This is a genomic window from Streptomyces sp. NPDC050743, from assembly GCF_044456925.1.
Classification (GTDB): Bacteria; Actinomycetota; Actinomycetes; order Streptomycetales; family Streptomycetaceae; genus Streptomyces.
The window spans coordinates 107,352-120,834 of sequence record NZ_JBITGJ010000003.1 but is presented as its reverse complement, the minus strand read 5'-3'; the positions used below and the strand labels follow the sequence as shown (position 1 = coordinate 120,834).

Below are 13,483 nucleotides of genomic sequence, written 5' to 3'. Positions count from 1 at the left end.
GCAAGGGAGTTACCCGTGCGAGGGGGTTACTCCGCGGCCCGCAGCTGTTCCTCGGTCATCCCCTGCCGCCAGTACCCGACGAAGGTCACCCGCCGCCGGTCGACCCCGCGCTCGCCGACGAAGTGCCGCCGCAGCGCCTTCACCCGGCCCGACTCGCCGGCCATCCACACGTACGGCCGCTCGGCGGTGGGCAGTTGGGCGGCCCGTACGGCGTCGACGGCCATGGGGGTGTGGACACCTCCCACGCCCTTGAGGCAGTGGGGGACGTCGTGCCGTACGAGCCACGTGATCTCCGCGTCCGCCTCCGTGCGCACGTCCTGGATGTCACCGGCGTGCGGCACCTCCAGCCAGGCCCGGACGCGGGTGCCGGCCGGGAGGGATTCGAGGATGGCGGTCGCGGCCGGTACGGCGGTCTCGTCGCCCCACAGGACGACCAGGTCGGTGTCCTCGGGCGGGCGGAAGCGGATGGCGCGGTTGTCGGCGACCGCCGGGCCGAGCAGCAGCACCCGGTCGCCGGGGGTGGCTCGGGAGGCCCAGCGGGAGGCGGGGCCGGCGGGGGTGGCCGCGCCGGGCTCGGTGCCGTGCAGCGCGAAGTCGATGTCGATCTCGGCCGTGCGGCCCTCGGTGTCCCGGCGCAGGGACCGCAGCGTGTACGAACGCATCACCGCCCGTACGTCGCCGGGCAGTTCGCGCCAGGCCTGCCACCAGCCGTCCCCCAGGTCCAGGGGCACGACGGGCTCCGGCTGACCCGGGTGCGGCAGGAACAGCGAGAGGGACTGGTCGCGCCCGTCGGAGTGGAAGGCGTGCAGATCGCTCCCGCCGAAGGTGACGCGGACGAGAGACGGCCCCAGCCGCCTCGTCCGTACGACCTGCAGAGAGAAGAATCGGAACGGGGCGGCTACGGCCGTCGCCATAAGGACTCCTGAAATAGCGTCAGGTTGGCTAGCTGACCTTCTTGGCCTTCTCCAGGGCCTCCGCCAGATTCGTCAGCAGCGGCACGCACTTGTCGTACGACAGAATCGGCTCGGGGGACCGGGCGATGACCTGACCCGCCTTCACCGCGGGCAGCTTCTTCCATGTCGGCTTGGTGATGTCGGCCGGCTGGATCGCCGACGAGCGTTCGTCCATCATGATGATGTCGGCCCGGTACTTGTCGACGTTCTCCCAGCTCAGTGACTCGTACCAGCCGCCGCCCTGCTTCTTCGCGCTCTCCGGCGGCTCGACGAGGTTCACACCGAGGGCCTTGAAGTACTCGAGGTCGATGGAGAGGTTGCTGCCGGAGACGTAGAACAGCTGGTCGCTCGCGCTGCCGGCCATCACCTTGATGCCGGGCTTGGCCTTGGCGGCGGCGCGCAGCCGGGCGGCCGCGGCCTCGAACCGCTTCTTGGCGTCGGTCACCTTCGCGGCCTTCATGTCCGCGCCCAGCGACTCGGCCAGCTCCCACATGCGCTGCAGCGGCCGGGTGAGCTGACGGTCGTAGACGGAGATGCCGACGCTGGGGGCCAGCTGGGCGATCTTCTTCTTCGACTCCTCGGGGACGTACCAGAGCGTGCCCGCCCCGTCGAACATCGTCGTGATCAGCACGTCCGGCGCGAGCGAGGCGTACTTCTCGACGCTGAACTGGCCCCAGGCGTTGCCGAGAACCGTCACCTTGCTGACGTCCATGTCGCCGGCCTGGACATCGGCCTTGCCGTCCTTGGTCGTCGTCGGACCGAAGACGCCCTTGACCTGGATGCCGTAGTCGTGGAGCGCGGCGCCGACGCCGGTGAAGGCGACGATGTTCGCGGGGGTCTTGTCGAGCTTCACGGTCGTACCGCGGTCGTCCTCGAAGGACCAGGGGCCGGACTCGGCGGCCTTCGTCCCGCCGTCGGCGCCACTGTCGTTGCCCCTGTCGTCCCCGCAGGCGGCGAGCGCGGCACCGAGTCCGACGGCGCCGCCGGCGGCGAGGAGGCCGCGGCGAGTGAGGTGGGTGGCACGGGCGTGGGACATGGGTATGACTGCTTTCGAACGGGGCGGAGCGCCCGCCGGACAGGTTCGAAGGTAGGTTAGCCTAACCTTCCTTGTTGTCCAGGGGTGGGGTCTGCGCTCCTTGTTCCGTACGGGACCGCCCCCAGCCCCCTCAGGAGTCACCCATGCCCAAGCCCCGCTTCGCCGTCCTCGGCGCCGGCAGTATCGGCTGCCATCTCGGCGGCCACCTCGTCGCCGCCGGGTACGACGTGGCGTTCATCGGCCGGTCCGCCGCCATGGACGTGCTGCGCGAGCGGGGACTCACACTCAGCACCTCCGTCAGACCGCCCGTCCACCTGACGCCGGACCAACTCACCCTCGCCACCGGCCCGGAGGCCGCGGCCGGCGCGGACTACGTGCTGGTCACCGTGAAGACCGCCGGCACCGAGGCCGCCGCCAAGGAACTCGCCGCCCAACTCGCACCCGGCGCCGTGGTGGTCAGCTTCCAGAACGGGCTGCGCAACCCCGCCACCCTGCGCGCCGCGCTCCCCGGGCAGACCGTGCTGGCCGGGATGGTGCCCTACAACGTGGTGCAGTCCGAGCCCGGCACCGTGCACCAGGGCATGCCGGGCAGGCTGATGACCGAGCCCGACGAGGGGCTCTTCGCCGCCTTCCGCGAGGCGGGGCTGGCCATCGAGGCCCGTACCGACATGTCCGAGGTGCAGCACGCCAAGCTGCTGATGAACCTCAACAACGCGATCAACGCCCTGTCCGGGCTGCCGCTGCGCGACCAGCTCGGCCGGCGGGCGTACCGGCGCTGCCTCGCCCTGTGCCAGCGCGAAGCCCTCGCCGTCTACCGCGCCGCCGGGGTCGGCCCGGCCCGCCTCGGCCCCACCGCGCCCGGCGTCACCCCGTACGTACTGGGGCTGCCCGACGCCCTCTTCCGCAGGGTGGCGGCGGCGTCCCTGCGGATCGACGCCCACGCCCGCTCCTCGATGTGGGAGGACCTGCAGCGCGGCCGGCCCACCGAGGTCGACTCGCTGCAGGGCGAGATCGTCGCCCTCGCCGCGGCCCACGGACGCGGCGCCCCCGTGAACGCGCGTCTCCTCGCCCTGGTGCACGATGCGGAGTCCGCGCCGCGCACCTGGACGGGACCGGAGCTGTACGCCGAGCTGCGCGCGGCCCGCTGAGCCACGTGGCAGAGATGCGCCGGCCCCGCGCTGCGGTGCACGCGCGGGGCCGGACCGTACGATCGGCCGGAGCTCAGCTCACCAGGCCCAGCTCCCGGGCGATCAGCATCCGCTGGACCTCGCTCGTGCCCTCGCCGATCTCCAGGATCTTGGAGTCGCGCCACATACGGGCCACCGGGTACTCGTTCATGAAGCCGTAGCCGCCGTGGATCTGGGTGGCGTCACGGGCGTTGTCGACGGCGACGGTGGAGGAGTACAGCTTGGCCAGGGCCGCCTCCTTCTTGAAGGGCTCGCCCGCCACCAGCCGGGAGGCCGCGTCGCGCCAGGCCAGGCGGGCCGTGTGGGCCTTCATCTCCATGTCGGCGATCTTGAACTGGATGGCCTGGTTGGCGCCGATGGGCCGGCCGAAGGCGTGGCGCTCCTTGGCGTACTTCACCGACTCGTCCACACAGCCCTGGGCCAGACCGGTGGCGAGCGCCGCGATGGCGATACGGCCCTCGTCCAGGATGCGCAGGAACTGGGCGTAGCCGCGGCCCTCCTCCCCGAGCAGGTTGGCGGCGGGGACCCGGACATCGGCGAACGACAGCTCGCGGGTGTCGGAGGCGTTCCAGCCGACCTTCGAGTAGGGCGCCGCCACCGTGAAGCCCGGGGTGCCGGACGGGACGATGATCGCCGAGATCTGCGGCTTGCCGTCCGGCTTGCGGCCGGTCACGGCGGTCACCGTCACCAGGCCCGTGATGTCCGTGCCCGAGTTGGTGATGAAGCACTTGGAGCCGTTGATCACCCATTCGTTCGTGTCGGGGTCGAGGCGGGCCGTCGTACGGGTCGCGCCCGCGTCACTGCCGCCGTCCGGCTCGGTCAGGCCGAACGCGCCCAGCATCTCGCCCGAGCACAGGCGGGGCAGCCACTCGCGCTTCTGCTCCTCGGTGCCGAACAGGTGCAGGGGCATGGCGCCGAGCGAGACCCCGGCCTCCAGGGTGATCGCCACCGACGAGTCCACCCGGGCCAGTTCCTCCAGGGCGATGCCGAGCGCCAGATAGTCGCCGCCCATGCCGCCGTACTCCTCCGGGAACGGCAGCCCGAACAGGCCCATACGGCCCATCTCGCGGACGATCTCGTACGGGAACTCGTGCCGCTCGTAGAAGTCGCCGATCTTCGGCGCCACGACGTCGTGCGCGAACTCCTCCACCGTACGGCGGAGTTCCTCCAGCTCGGGGCTGAGACGGTGGTCCATGCTGATCACTGGTCCTTGTGGGAGAGAGCGCGGACGGTACGGGACGGGCTGGGCCGGTCCAGATGGGCGGCCATCCACACGCTCGTGGCGGTCAGACGGCCGAGGTCGACCCCGGTCTCGATGCCGAGTCCGTGCAGCATCCAGACGAGGTCCTCGGTGGCGAGGTTGCCGGTGGCGGACTTCGCGTACGGGCAGCCGCCGAGCCCGCCGGCCGAGGCGTCCACGGTGGTGACGCCGTGCTGGAGGGCCGCCAGGGTGTTGGCGAGCGCCTGGCCGTAGGTGTCGTGGAAGTGCACGCCGATCACGTCGGTCGGCACGCCGTTCTCGTTGAGCAGACTGAGCAGTTCGAGCACATGGCCCGGGGTGGCCACGCCGATCGTGTCGCCCAGGCTCAGCTCGTCGCAGCCCATGTCCCGCAGGGCCGTGCAGACGCGGGCCACCTGGTGCAGCGGGACGGCGCCCTCCCACGGGTCGCCGAAGCACATGGACACATAGCCGCGCACATGCACGCCCCGGTCCTTGGCCTGCCGCACCACCGGCTCGAACACGGCCAGCGACTCGTCCAGCGTGCGGTTGAGGTTGGCCTTCGCGAAGGACTCGGTGGCGCTGGCGAACACGGCGACCCGGTCGGCGCCGAGGGCCAGCGCCCGGTCCAGGCCGCGCTGGTTGGGCACGAGCACCGGCAGCCCGACCCCGTCGAGCCCGCCGAGCAGCGGGAACAGCTGCTCGGCGTCGGCCAGTTGGGGCACCCACTTGGGGTGCACGAAGCTCGTCGCCTCGATCGTCGTCAGGCCCGTGTCGGCGAGCCGGCGGATGAACTCCGCCTTGATCTCGGTCGGTACGGTCCGCTTCTCGTTCTGCAGTCCGTCACGCGCGCCGACCTCGTGGATCCGCACCCGCGCGGGCAGACCGGAAGCCGGCACCACCATGGGCAGCTGTTCGGCGGTCACTTACGCCACCTCCTCGTGCGGTGCGATCACGGCCAGCACCTGGTCCATCGCGACCGTCGTGCCCGGGGTCACGTCCAGCTCGGCGACCGTGCCGGCGTGCGGGGCGGAGATGACGTGCTCCATCTTCATCGCCTCCACCACCAGCAGGCTCTGCCCGGCGGCCACCTCGTCGCCGACGGCCACCTTGACCACGGTCACCGTGCCGGGCATCGGCGCGGTGAGGGAGTCGGCGCCGGCGTGCGCGGACCGGCTGAGGGACGCGGCCACCGGGTCGTGGTCCCGCACCTGCCAGGCGTCGCCGTCGCGGCCGATCCAGTCACCGGCCCGGTGGAAGGTGTGCCGGACGCCGTCGAGGGTGACGCAGACCGTGGCGCCGGTGACGGTGGCGCTGCCGCGCGGGGTGTACGTCACCGGGTCCTGCACCCGGAGGTGGAAGGCGGGCGGCTTCGGGGTGCCGCCGAGCCGCCAGCCGTTCGGCACCGAGAAGGGGTCGACCCAGCCGTCCGCACGGGGCTCCAGGGCCTTCGCGCGTACGGCCGCGGCCGCCTCGTACACCTCCTGAGGTACGTCCGTGGTGACCAGCTCGTCCACCACGCGCTCCACCAGCCCGGTGTCCAGGTCCCCCGCCACGACCGCCGGATGGGCCAGCAGCCTGCGCAGGAAGCCCGCGTTGGTCTGCACGCCCAGCGTGACCGTCTCCGCCAGCGCCGACCGCAGCTTCCGGAGCGCGGTCTCCCGGTCGGGGCCGTGGACGATCACCTTGGACAGCATCGGGTCGTACAGGCTGCCCACCTCGGTGCCCTCGTCGAGCCCGGAGTCGGTGCGGACGCCGTCGCCCTGCGGCTCGTTCAGCAGCAGGACGGTGCCGCCGGAGGGCAGGAAACCGCGCGCCGGGTCTTCCGCGCAGATCCGGGCCTCGACCGCGTGCCCGGTCAGCGTCACGTCGTCCTGCGTGAAGCCCAGCTCCTCCCCGGCCGCGACCCGCAGCTGCCACTCCACCAGGTCCAGGCCGGTGATCAGCTCCGTGACCGGGTGTTCCACCTGCAGGCGGGTGTTCATCTCCATGAAGTAGTACGAGGACGGGTCGCCGCCCGGCACGATGAACTCCACCGTGCCCGCGCCCCGGTACCCGCAACTGCGGGCCGCCTGCACGGCCGCCTCGCCCATCGCCGCGCGCGTGGCCTCGTCGAGGAGCACGCTGGGCGCCTCCTCGATGATCTTCTGGTGCCGCCGCTGCAGCGAGCACTCGCGCTCACCGAGGTGCACGACGTTGCCCTGGCCGTCGGCCAGCACCTGGATCTCGATGTGCCGGGGCCGGTCGATCCACCGCTCCACCAGCAGGGTGTCGTCGCCGAAGGAGGCGCGGGCCTCGCGCCGGGCGGCGGCGATCTCCTCCTCCAGCACGGTCATGTCCCGCACCAGCCGCATGCCCTTGCCGCCACCGCCGGCGGAGGGCTTGAGCAGCACGGGCGCGCCCAGCGCGCGGGCCGCCTCGGCCAGTTCGGGGTCACGTCCACCGGGCACCACCGGCACCCCGGCCGCCTGCACGGTCTCCTTGGCGCGGATCTTGTCGCCCATGAGCGCGATCGCGTCCGCCGGCGGGCCGACGAACACGAGCCCCGCCTCCTCGCACGCCCGCGCGAAGCCGGCGTTCTCGGCGAGGAAGCCGTAGCCGGGGTGGACGGCCTGCGCGCCGGTGCGGGCGGCGGCGTCCAGCAGGCGGTCGATGGACAGATAGCTCTCGGCGGCCGGTGCCGGGCCGATCCGTACCGCCGTGTCGGCCTCCCGGACGTGCCGCGCGTCGGCGTCGGCGTCGGAGAAGACCGCCACCGAGCGCACGCCCAGCGAGCGGAGCGTACGGATGACGCGTACGGCGATCTCGCCCCGGTTGGCGACCAGCACTGTGTCGAACACGGTTCCCCTCCTCACATCCGGAAGACGCCGAACTGGGGGTCTCCCAGAGGCGCGTTGGCGCAGGCCGTCAGGGCGAGTCCGAGCACCTGACGGGTATCCAGCGGGTCGATCACGCCGTCGTCCCAGAGGCGGGCGGTGGCGTAGTAGGCGTTGCCCTGGCGCTCGTACTGCGCGCGGATCGGCGCCTTGAAGGCGTCCTCGTCCTCGGCGGGCCAGGCCTCTCCCCGGGCCTCCAGCTGGTCGCGCTTGACCGTGGCGAGGACGCTGGCGGCCTGCTCGCCGCCCATGACGGAGATCTTGGCGTTGGGCCACATCCACAAAAAGCGGGGGGAGTAGGCCCGGCCGCACATCGAGTAGTTGCCCGCGCCGTACGACCCGCCGACGACGACGGTCAGCTTGGGCACGCGCGTGCAGGCGACGGCCGTCACCATCTTGGCGCCGTGCTTGGCGATACCGCCCGCCTCGTAGTCCTTGCCGACCATGAACCCGGAGATGTTCTGCAGGAACACCAGCGGGATCCCGCGCTGGTCGCACAGCTCGATGAAGTGGGCGCCCTTCTGGGCGGACTCCGAGAAGAGGATGCCGTTGTTGGCGACGATCCCGACCGGGTGGCCGTGGATCCGGGCGAAGCCGGTGACCAGGGTCTGCCCGAACTCGCTCTTGAACTCGGCGAAACGCGAGCCGTCGGTGATACGGGCGATGATCTCGCGTACGTCGTAGGGGGTACGGGAGTCGACCGGGACGGCGCCGTACAGCCCGTACGGATCGACCTTCGGCTCCACGGCCGGCTGGACCTCCCAGGGCAGGGACTGCCGGGCCGGGAGGGTGGCGACGATGTTCCGCACGATCCTGAGGGCGTGCGCGTCGTCCTCGGCGAGGTGGTCGGTGACGCCGGAGATCCGGGAGTGGACCTCGCCGCCGCCCAGCTCCTCCGCCGTGACGACCTCGCCGGTGGCTGCCTTCACCAGGGGCGGCCCGCCGAGGAAGATCGTCCCCTGGTTGCGGACGATCACCGCCTCGTCGCTCATGGCCGGGACGTAGGCGCCACCGGCCGTGCAGGAGCCGAGCACGGCGGCGATCTGCGGGATCCCCGCGCCGGACATCCGGGCCTGGTTGTAGAAGATCCGCCCGAAGTGGTCCCGGTCGGGGAACACCTCGTCCTGCATCGGCAGGAAGGCACCGCCCGAGTCCACGAGATAGACGCAGGGCAGTCGGTTGTCGAGGGCGATCTCCTGGGCGCGCAGGTGCTTCTTCACGGTCATCGGGTAGTACGTCCCACCCTTCACCGTGGCGTCGTTGGCGACGATCACGCACTCGCGCCCGCTGACCCGCCCGATCCCGGCGATCACCCCGGCGGCCGGGGCCTGTCCGTCGTACATCCCGTCGGCCGCGAGGGGCGCCAGTTCCAGGAACGGCGACCCCGGGTCGAGCAGCGTGTCCACCCGGTCCCTGGGCAGCAGCTTGCCCCGCGCGGTGTGCCTGGCCCGTGCCTTCTCGCCGCCGCCGAGGGCCGCCGCGGCCAGCTTGCCGCGCAGCTCCTCCACGAGCGCGAGATGAGCCTGTTCATTGGCCCGCCAGGCCTCCGACGCGGGATCTGCCGCGCTCGTCAGCTCCGGTGCCTCCTGCATCCTGCGGTCCCCTCACCCGGTGATCGAACCTGTGATCCGCTGTTAATGAGCGTTAACCATTTCCTTCAGGTTAACGACCGCTAACCTCCCTGTCTAGAATTGCCTGCATGGTCACCAGAACCGACGCCCCGACCCGCCGCGAGCAGATCCTCAAGGAGGCCGCCCGGCTCTTCGCCGAGCGCGGCTTCCACGGCGTCGGCGTCGACGAGATAGGCGCCGCCGTGGGTATCAGCGGCCCCGGCCTCTACCGGCACTTCCCGGGCAAGGACGCGATGCTCGCCGAGCTGCTGGTCGGCATCAGCGGCCAGCTGCTGACGGGTGCGAAGCGCCGCCTGGCGGAGACCGACGGGGACACCCGGCCCGCCGCCGTCCTGGACTCCCTGATCGAGGGCCACATCGACTTCGCGCTGGACGACCGTCCCCTCATCACCCTGCACGACCGCGAGCTGGACCGCCTCCGCGACAGCGACCGCAAGCTGGTGCGCCAGCTCCAGCGGCAGTACGTCGAGCTGTGGGTGGAGGTCGTACGGGAGGTGTACCCGGCGCTGTCCGAGCCGTCGGCCCGCTCGGCCGTCCACTCGGTCTTCGGCCTGCTGAACTCCACACCCCACCTGGGGCGCGCGGGCACCTTGCCGGGCCGGGGGGCCACCGCGGCCCTGCTGCACCGGATGGCGCGGGGGGCGTTCGAGGCGGCGGGGGAGGGGTGACGCGGTAGCCTGCGGCCGCTCACTGCCCTCCGGGTGTGGAGTACGCGAAGACGACCACAGGCCCGCGCCACTCATCCGGGCTGCGTCTGCGTGAACGGCCCTGAGATCGAGTATCCGGCGATGGGCCGTGTGCGTCGGCCGGACGCCGTCGTGATCCCCGAGGCCTCCTCGACGAGGAGGGGTTCGCCGTCGACGCGGCGCACCGTCGAGGTCCATTCCGGCCCGGTCAAGGGCCGCTACGCCCATACGGGAGCCGTACCTCTCCGGGGACTCGGGCAGGGGCCGTGGTCAAGCTCACCCTGGACGCCTCGCCGTACTCGCCGGTATCTTCGAGTCTGAGCAAGCGCTTAGACAGGTACCTGGAGGTGGGCGGCGTGCGCCGTACGGTGTTCAACGAGGATCACGAGGCGTTCCGGGAGACCCTGCGCGCCTTCATCGAGGCCGAGGTCGTCCCGGTCTACGACGAGTGGTTCGCCGCCGGCCAGGCGCCGCGCGACTTCTACTACAAGCTCGGTGAGCTGGGCATCTTCGGCATCAACGTGCCCGAGGAGTTCGGTGGCGCGGGCATGGACAGCCACAAGTTCGAGGCCGTCCTCTACGAGGAGACCGCCCGCGCGGGTGTCCAGTTCGGTGGCTCCGGCGTACACGTGCTGCTCGCCCTGCCGTACATCAAGATGCTCGCCACCGACGAGCAGAAGAAGCGCTACCTGCCGAAGTTCGTCACCGGCGAGGAGATGTGGGCCATCGCGATGACGGAGCCGGGCACCGGTTCCGACCTCGCGGGCATGAAGTCCACCGCCAGGCTCAGCGAGGACGGCACGCACTACGTCCTCAACGGCGCCAAGACCTTCATCACCGGCGGCGTCCACGCCGACCGCGTCATCGTCTGCGCCCGCACGTCCGCGCCGACCGCCGAGGACCGCCGCCACGGCATCTCCCTGTTCGCCGTGGACACCAAGTCCGAGGGCTACTCCGTCGGCCGCAAGCTGGACAAGCTCGGCCTGAAGACCTCGGACACCGCCGAGCTCGCCTTCGTCGACGTCAAGGTGCCGGTCGAGGACCTGCTGGGCGAGGAGAACAAGGGCTTCTACTACCTCGGCCACAACCTGGCCTCCGAGCGCTGGGGCATCGCCTTCGGCGCCTACGCGCAGGCCAAGGCCGCCGTCCGGTTCGCCAAGCAGTACGTGCAGGAGCGCACCGTCTTCGGCAAGCCGGTCGCCCACTTCCAGAACACCAAGTTCGAACTGGCCGCCTGCCAGGCCGAGGTGGACGCCGCCGAGGCCGTCGCCGACCGCGCCACCGAGGCCCTGGACGCCGGCGAGCTGACCCCCGCCGAGGCCGCCTCCGCCAAGCTGTTCTGCACCGAGGTCGCCCACCGCGTCATCGACCGCTGCCTCCAACTGCACGGCGGCTACGGCTACATGAACGAGTACCCGATCGCCCGCCTGTACGCGGACAACCGCGTCAACCGCATCTACGGCGGCACCAGCGAGATCATGAAGACGATCATCGCGAAGGACATGGGCCTGTAAGAGGGACCTGTCACCACCGCAATCACTGGCCTGTACAACTAGATGCCATGAGCCAGGCACTTCAGGATCTCCTCGATCTGCTCGACCTGGAGCAGATCGAGGAGAACATCTTCCGCGGCCAGTCCCGCTCCGCCGTCGTGCCCCGCGTCTTCGGCGGGCAGGTCGCGGCGCAGGCGCTGGTCGCCGCGGGGCGCACGGTCCCCGCGGACCGGACCGCCCATTCGCTGCACGCGTACTTCCTGCGCCCCGGCGACCCCGGCGCGCCGATCGTCTACACCGTCGACCGCATCCGCGACGGCCGGTCCTTCACCACCCGTCGCGTGGTCGCCGTCCAGCACGGCAAGCCGATCTTCCATCTCTCGGCGTCCTTCCAGACGTACGAGGAGGGCCTGGAGCACCAGGCGCCCATGCCCGCCTCGGCCGACCCGGCGACCCTGCCCACCTCGCAGGAGCGGCTGCGCGGCTACGGCCACCTCGCCCCCGAGGTCGTCGAGAGGTTCATCGAGGCCCGCGAGGCGATCGACCTCAGGTACGTGGACGAGCCGCCGTACGGGCAGTTCGGCGCGCCGCGCGAACCGCACTCGCAGGTGTGGTTCCGCGCCAACGGCAAGCTGGACGACGACCCGTTGCTGCACGTCGTCCTCGCCACCTACGTCTCCGACATGACTCTCCTGGACTCCGTGCTGCTCGCGCACGGCCGGGGCGGCTGGGCCGTCGGGGATGTCGTGGGAGCCTCCCTGGACCACGCGATGTGGTTCCACCGCCCCTTCCGCGCCGACGAATGGCTGCTGTACGACCAGGAGTCGCCGTCCGCGCACGGCGGCCGGGGCCTCGGTCAGGCCCGTATCTACACGCAGGACGGACGACTCGCGATCACCGTCATCCAGGAGGGCGTGGTCCGCGTTCCGCGTGGCTGACGGTGCTCGAAGTGCCGAGTGACCGGTGGGGCATTAATCTCGGTGAGTGAGAGCCGCAGTACACGGCGTAACCGGCCGGCGGTTTCCGGATCACCCGGAACGGCAGATGCCGGCAGTGACGTCCGTGTGTCCAGTCTCCTGCGGTGACACCTGAAGAGCGCGTCGTGCCTTCCCCTCAGTGAACACGGCGCCGCCCATCCACCCCGTCTCCCCATGGAGTTGCGGGAGACGATGGCAACAGAAGGGCAATTCCCATGCGAGTTCAGCGCATTAGGCGTTACATCGCGATGTCCGCAACAGGCCTCCTGATGGCCGGCGGAGCCGCGATCGGCACGGCGGGCACCGCCTCGGCGGCCCCCGCACACCAGACCTCCATCACCCACCTGCAGACCTCCATCCCCCAGGGCCGGGGCGGCTGGGGCGGCTGGGGCTGGGGCGGCCGCGGCCACCACTGCCGGGGCGGCTGGGGCGGCTGGGGCGGCTGGGGCGGCTGGGGCGGCCGTGGCGGCTGGGGCTGGGGCGGCTGGGGCCGCGGCTGGGGCGGTTGGGGCGGCGGCTGGGGCGGCTGGGGCTGGTAGTCATCCGGCGCCCCTCTCGTTCACACTGTGCGGCTCCGTTCGCGGGGCCGCACAGTGCCGTTCCGGGGCCGGCGTCAGTGGGCCGTGGGGTCAGGAAAGTCCCGCCTCCGCAAGGAGATACGCCGTCATCGGGTCGTAGTGACGCGGGCTCACCACATGGTCGTCGAGCGGTACGGCGACCTGGAGGGTGCCCTCGGACTCGGCGAGGAACAGCGCCGGGTCGTTGCAGTCGGCGTAACCGACGGAGTCGATACCGTGCTGACCCGCGTATCCGGCCCAGCCGTGGTCGGCGACGACGAGGTCCGGCAGCGGGCGCCCCTCGCGCTCAAGTCCCGTGAGAACGGCCCGCATCGGCTCGCCGGAGTGGGTGTGCCACAGCGTCGCCCCGTGCTCCAGCACCGCGACGTCCGCGAACTGCATCACGTACCCCTCGTCCGTCTGCAGCCCGTCCGGGATGACCACGATCTCGCAGCCGGCGGTCCGCAGCGCGGCGGCCGTGGCCCGGTGCACGTCCAGCAGGCCGCCCGGGTGGCCCGTCGCGAACAGCACCCGCTGCCGGTCCTCCGCCGCCTTGCGCAGCCGCGCCGCCATCCGCTCCAGCGCGTCCACGGTCAGCTCGGGGTCGATCGTGTCCTGCCCGTACCGGTACTCGGGATCGTCGTTGACGCCGACTCTCTCGGCCATCACCGCGAGCACGTCCTGCTCGTCCGTCCAGCGGTCGCCCAGCTCCAGGCCGAGCCAGAAGTTGCGGACACCGTTGGCGAGCTGGCGGTAGTGGGAGAGGTTGTTCTCGCGGGGCGTGGCGACGTCCCCCGCGATACGGGTCCTCACCAGGTGGTCGACGAGCTGGGCGCGGCTGGGTGTCCCGGGTATCGGCATGCCTCCA

At 71.4% G+C, this 13,483-nt stretch carries 12 protein-coding genes; 5 read left to right on the top strand and 7 right to left on the bottom strand.

All coding sequences use genetic code 11. From position 1 onward, the window contains the following. Positions 1 to 26: 26 nt before the first annotated feature. Together ACIBJF_RS04720 and ACIBJF_RS04715 are read right to left on the bottom strand one after the other, a co-directional pair. Positions 27 to 914 (bottom strand): siderophore-interacting protein, encoded by an 888-nt coding sequence (locus ACIBJF_RS04720; protein ID WP_399172230.1) that lies wholly within the window; start codon positions 912 to 914, stop codon positions 27 to 29. A 28-nt stretch (positions 915 to 942) separates the two neighbouring features. Further along, positions 943 to 1,989: an ABC transporter substrate-binding protein gene (locus ACIBJF_RS04715; protein WP_399172229.1), complete on the bottom strand. Its 1,047-nt coding sequence runs from the start codon at positions 1,987 to 1,989 to the stop codon at positions 943 to 945. Positions 1,990 to 2,132: 143 nt separating this feature from the next. Here ACIBJF_RS04715 and ACIBJF_RS04710 point away from each other — a divergent pair, with 143 nt between their 5' ends. After that, on the top strand, positions 2,133 to 3,137 hold the full coding sequence (locus ACIBJF_RS04710; protein WP_399172228.1) for a 2-dehydropantoate 2-reductase: 1,005 nt from the start codon (positions 2,133 to 2,135) through the stop codon (positions 3,135 to 3,137). A gap of 73 nt (positions 3,138 to 3,210) precedes the next feature. Here the strand turns inward: ACIBJF_RS04710 and ACIBJF_RS04705 are convergent, their stop codons facing one another. The 4 genes from ACIBJF_RS04705 to ACIBJF_RS04690 are packed head-to-tail and all read right to left on the bottom strand — an operon-like array spanning position 3,211 to position 8,863. Further along, entirely contained in the window at positions 3,211 to 4,371 is a 1,161-nt protein-coding gene (locus tag ACIBJF_RS04705) for an acyl-CoA dehydrogenase family protein (protein WP_365323416.1), read from the bottom strand. Positions 4,372 to 4,376: 5 nt separating this feature from the next. Further along, positions 4,377 to 5,300 carry a hydroxymethylglutaryl-CoA lyase gene (locus ACIBJF_RS04700; protein WP_399172462.1) on the bottom strand — a complete coding sequence of 308 codons (924 nt, stop codon included), beginning with the start codon at positions 5,298 to 5,300 and terminating at the stop codon, positions 4,377 to 4,379. 21 nt (positions 5,301 to 5,321) lie between these two features. After that, complete coding sequence (locus ACIBJF_RS04695; protein ID WP_399172227.1) at positions 5,322 to 7,235, bottom strand: biotin carboxylase N-terminal domain-containing protein; 1,914 nt, start codon at positions 7,233 to 7,235, stop codon at positions 5,322 to 5,324. An 11-nt stretch (positions 7,236 to 7,246) separates the two neighbouring features. After that, positions 7,247 to 8,863, bottom strand: a complete 1,617-nt coding sequence (locus ACIBJF_RS04690) for a carboxyl transferase domain-containing protein (protein ID WP_399172226.1) — start codon at positions 8,861 to 8,863, stop codon at positions 7,247 to 7,249. Positions 8,864 to 8,970: 107 nt separating this feature from the next. Between ACIBJF_RS04690 and ACIBJF_RS04685 the strand changes: the two genes are divergently transcribed. The 4 genes from ACIBJF_RS04685 to ACIBJF_RS04670 all read left to right on the top strand — a co-directional run bounded on the left by ACIBJF_RS04685 (position 8,971) and on the right by ACIBJF_RS04670 (position 12,597). Then, complete coding sequence (locus ACIBJF_RS04685) at positions 8,971 to 9,570, top strand: TetR/AcrR family transcriptional regulator (RefSeq protein WP_351808586.1); 600 nt, start codon at positions 8,971 to 8,973, stop codon at positions 9,568 to 9,570. Positions 9,571 to 9,944: 374 nt separating this feature from the next. Then, positions 9,945 to 11,102, top strand: a complete 1,158-nt coding sequence (locus tag ACIBJF_RS04680) for an acyl-CoA dehydrogenase family protein (protein ID WP_365323423.1) — start codon at positions 9,945 to 9,947, stop codon at positions 11,100 to 11,102. 47 nt (positions 11,103 to 11,149) lie between these two features. After that, a complete protein-coding gene (gene tesB, locus ACIBJF_RS04675) occupies positions 11,150 to 12,019 on the top strand; it encodes an acyl-CoA thioesterase II (protein ID WP_399172225.1) in 870 nt (289 codons plus the stop codon). Positions 12,020 to 12,306: 287 nt separating this feature from the next. Continuing rightward, on the top strand, positions 12,307 to 12,597 hold the full coding sequence (locus ACIBJF_RS04670; protein ID WP_399172224.1) for a hypothetical protein: 291 nt from the start codon (positions 12,307 to 12,309) through the stop codon (positions 12,595 to 12,597). Positions 12,598 to 12,687: 90 nt separating this feature from the next. Here ACIBJF_RS04670 and ACIBJF_RS04665 read toward each other — a convergent pair whose 3' ends face one another. Next, positions 12,688 to 13,476, bottom strand: coding sequence for a phosphatase (locus ACIBJF_RS04665; RefSeq protein ID WP_399172223.1), 789 nt, complete (start codon positions 13,474 to 13,476; stop codon positions 12,688 to 12,690). Positions 13,477 to 13,483: the final 7 nt, after the last annotated feature.

What these genes read in the sequence shown, in the direction of transcription:
- ACIBJF_RS04665 (WP_399172223.1), bottom strand. Translation starts at nt 13,476, where the DNA reads ATGCCGATACCCGGGACACCCAGCCGCGCCCAGCTCGTCGACCACCTG.
- tesB (WP_399172225.1), top strand. Translation starts at nt 11,150, where the DNA reads ATGAGCCAGGCACTTCAGGATCTCCTCGATCTGCTCGACCTGGAGCAG.
- ACIBJF_RS04670 (WP_399172224.1), top strand. Translation starts at nt 12,307, where the DNA reads ATGTCCGCAACAGGCCTCCTGATGGCCGGCGGAGCCGCGATCGGCACG.
- ACIBJF_RS04705 (WP_365323416.1), bottom strand. Translation starts at nt 4,371, where the DNA reads ATGGACCACCGTCTCAGCCCCGAGCTGGAGGAACTCCGCCGTACGGTG.
- ACIBJF_RS04700 (WP_399172462.1), bottom strand. Translation starts at nt 5,300, where the DNA reads ATGGTGGTGCCGGCTTCCGGTCTGCCCGCGCGGGTGCGGATCCACGAG.
- ACIBJF_RS04715 (WP_399172229.1), bottom strand. Translation starts at nt 1,989, where the DNA reads ATGTCCCACGCCCGTGCCACCCACCTCACTCGCCGCGGCCTCCTCGCC.
- ACIBJF_RS04685 (WP_351808586.1), top strand. Translation starts at nt 8,971, where the DNA reads ATGGTCACCAGAACCGACGCCCCGACCCGCCGCGAGCAGATCCTCAAG.
- ACIBJF_RS04720 (WP_399172230.1), bottom strand. Translation starts at nt 914, where the DNA reads ATGGCGACGGCCGTAGCCGCCCCGTTCCGATTCTTCTCTCTGCAGGTC.
- ACIBJF_RS04690 (WP_399172226.1), bottom strand. Translation starts at nt 8,863, where the DNA reads ATGCAGGAGGCACCGGAGCTGACGAGCGCGGCAGATCCCGCGTCGGAG.
- ACIBJF_RS04710 (WP_399172228.1), top strand. Translation starts at nt 2,133, where the DNA reads ATGCCCAAGCCCCGCTTCGCCGTCCTCGGCGCCGGCAGTATCGGCTGC.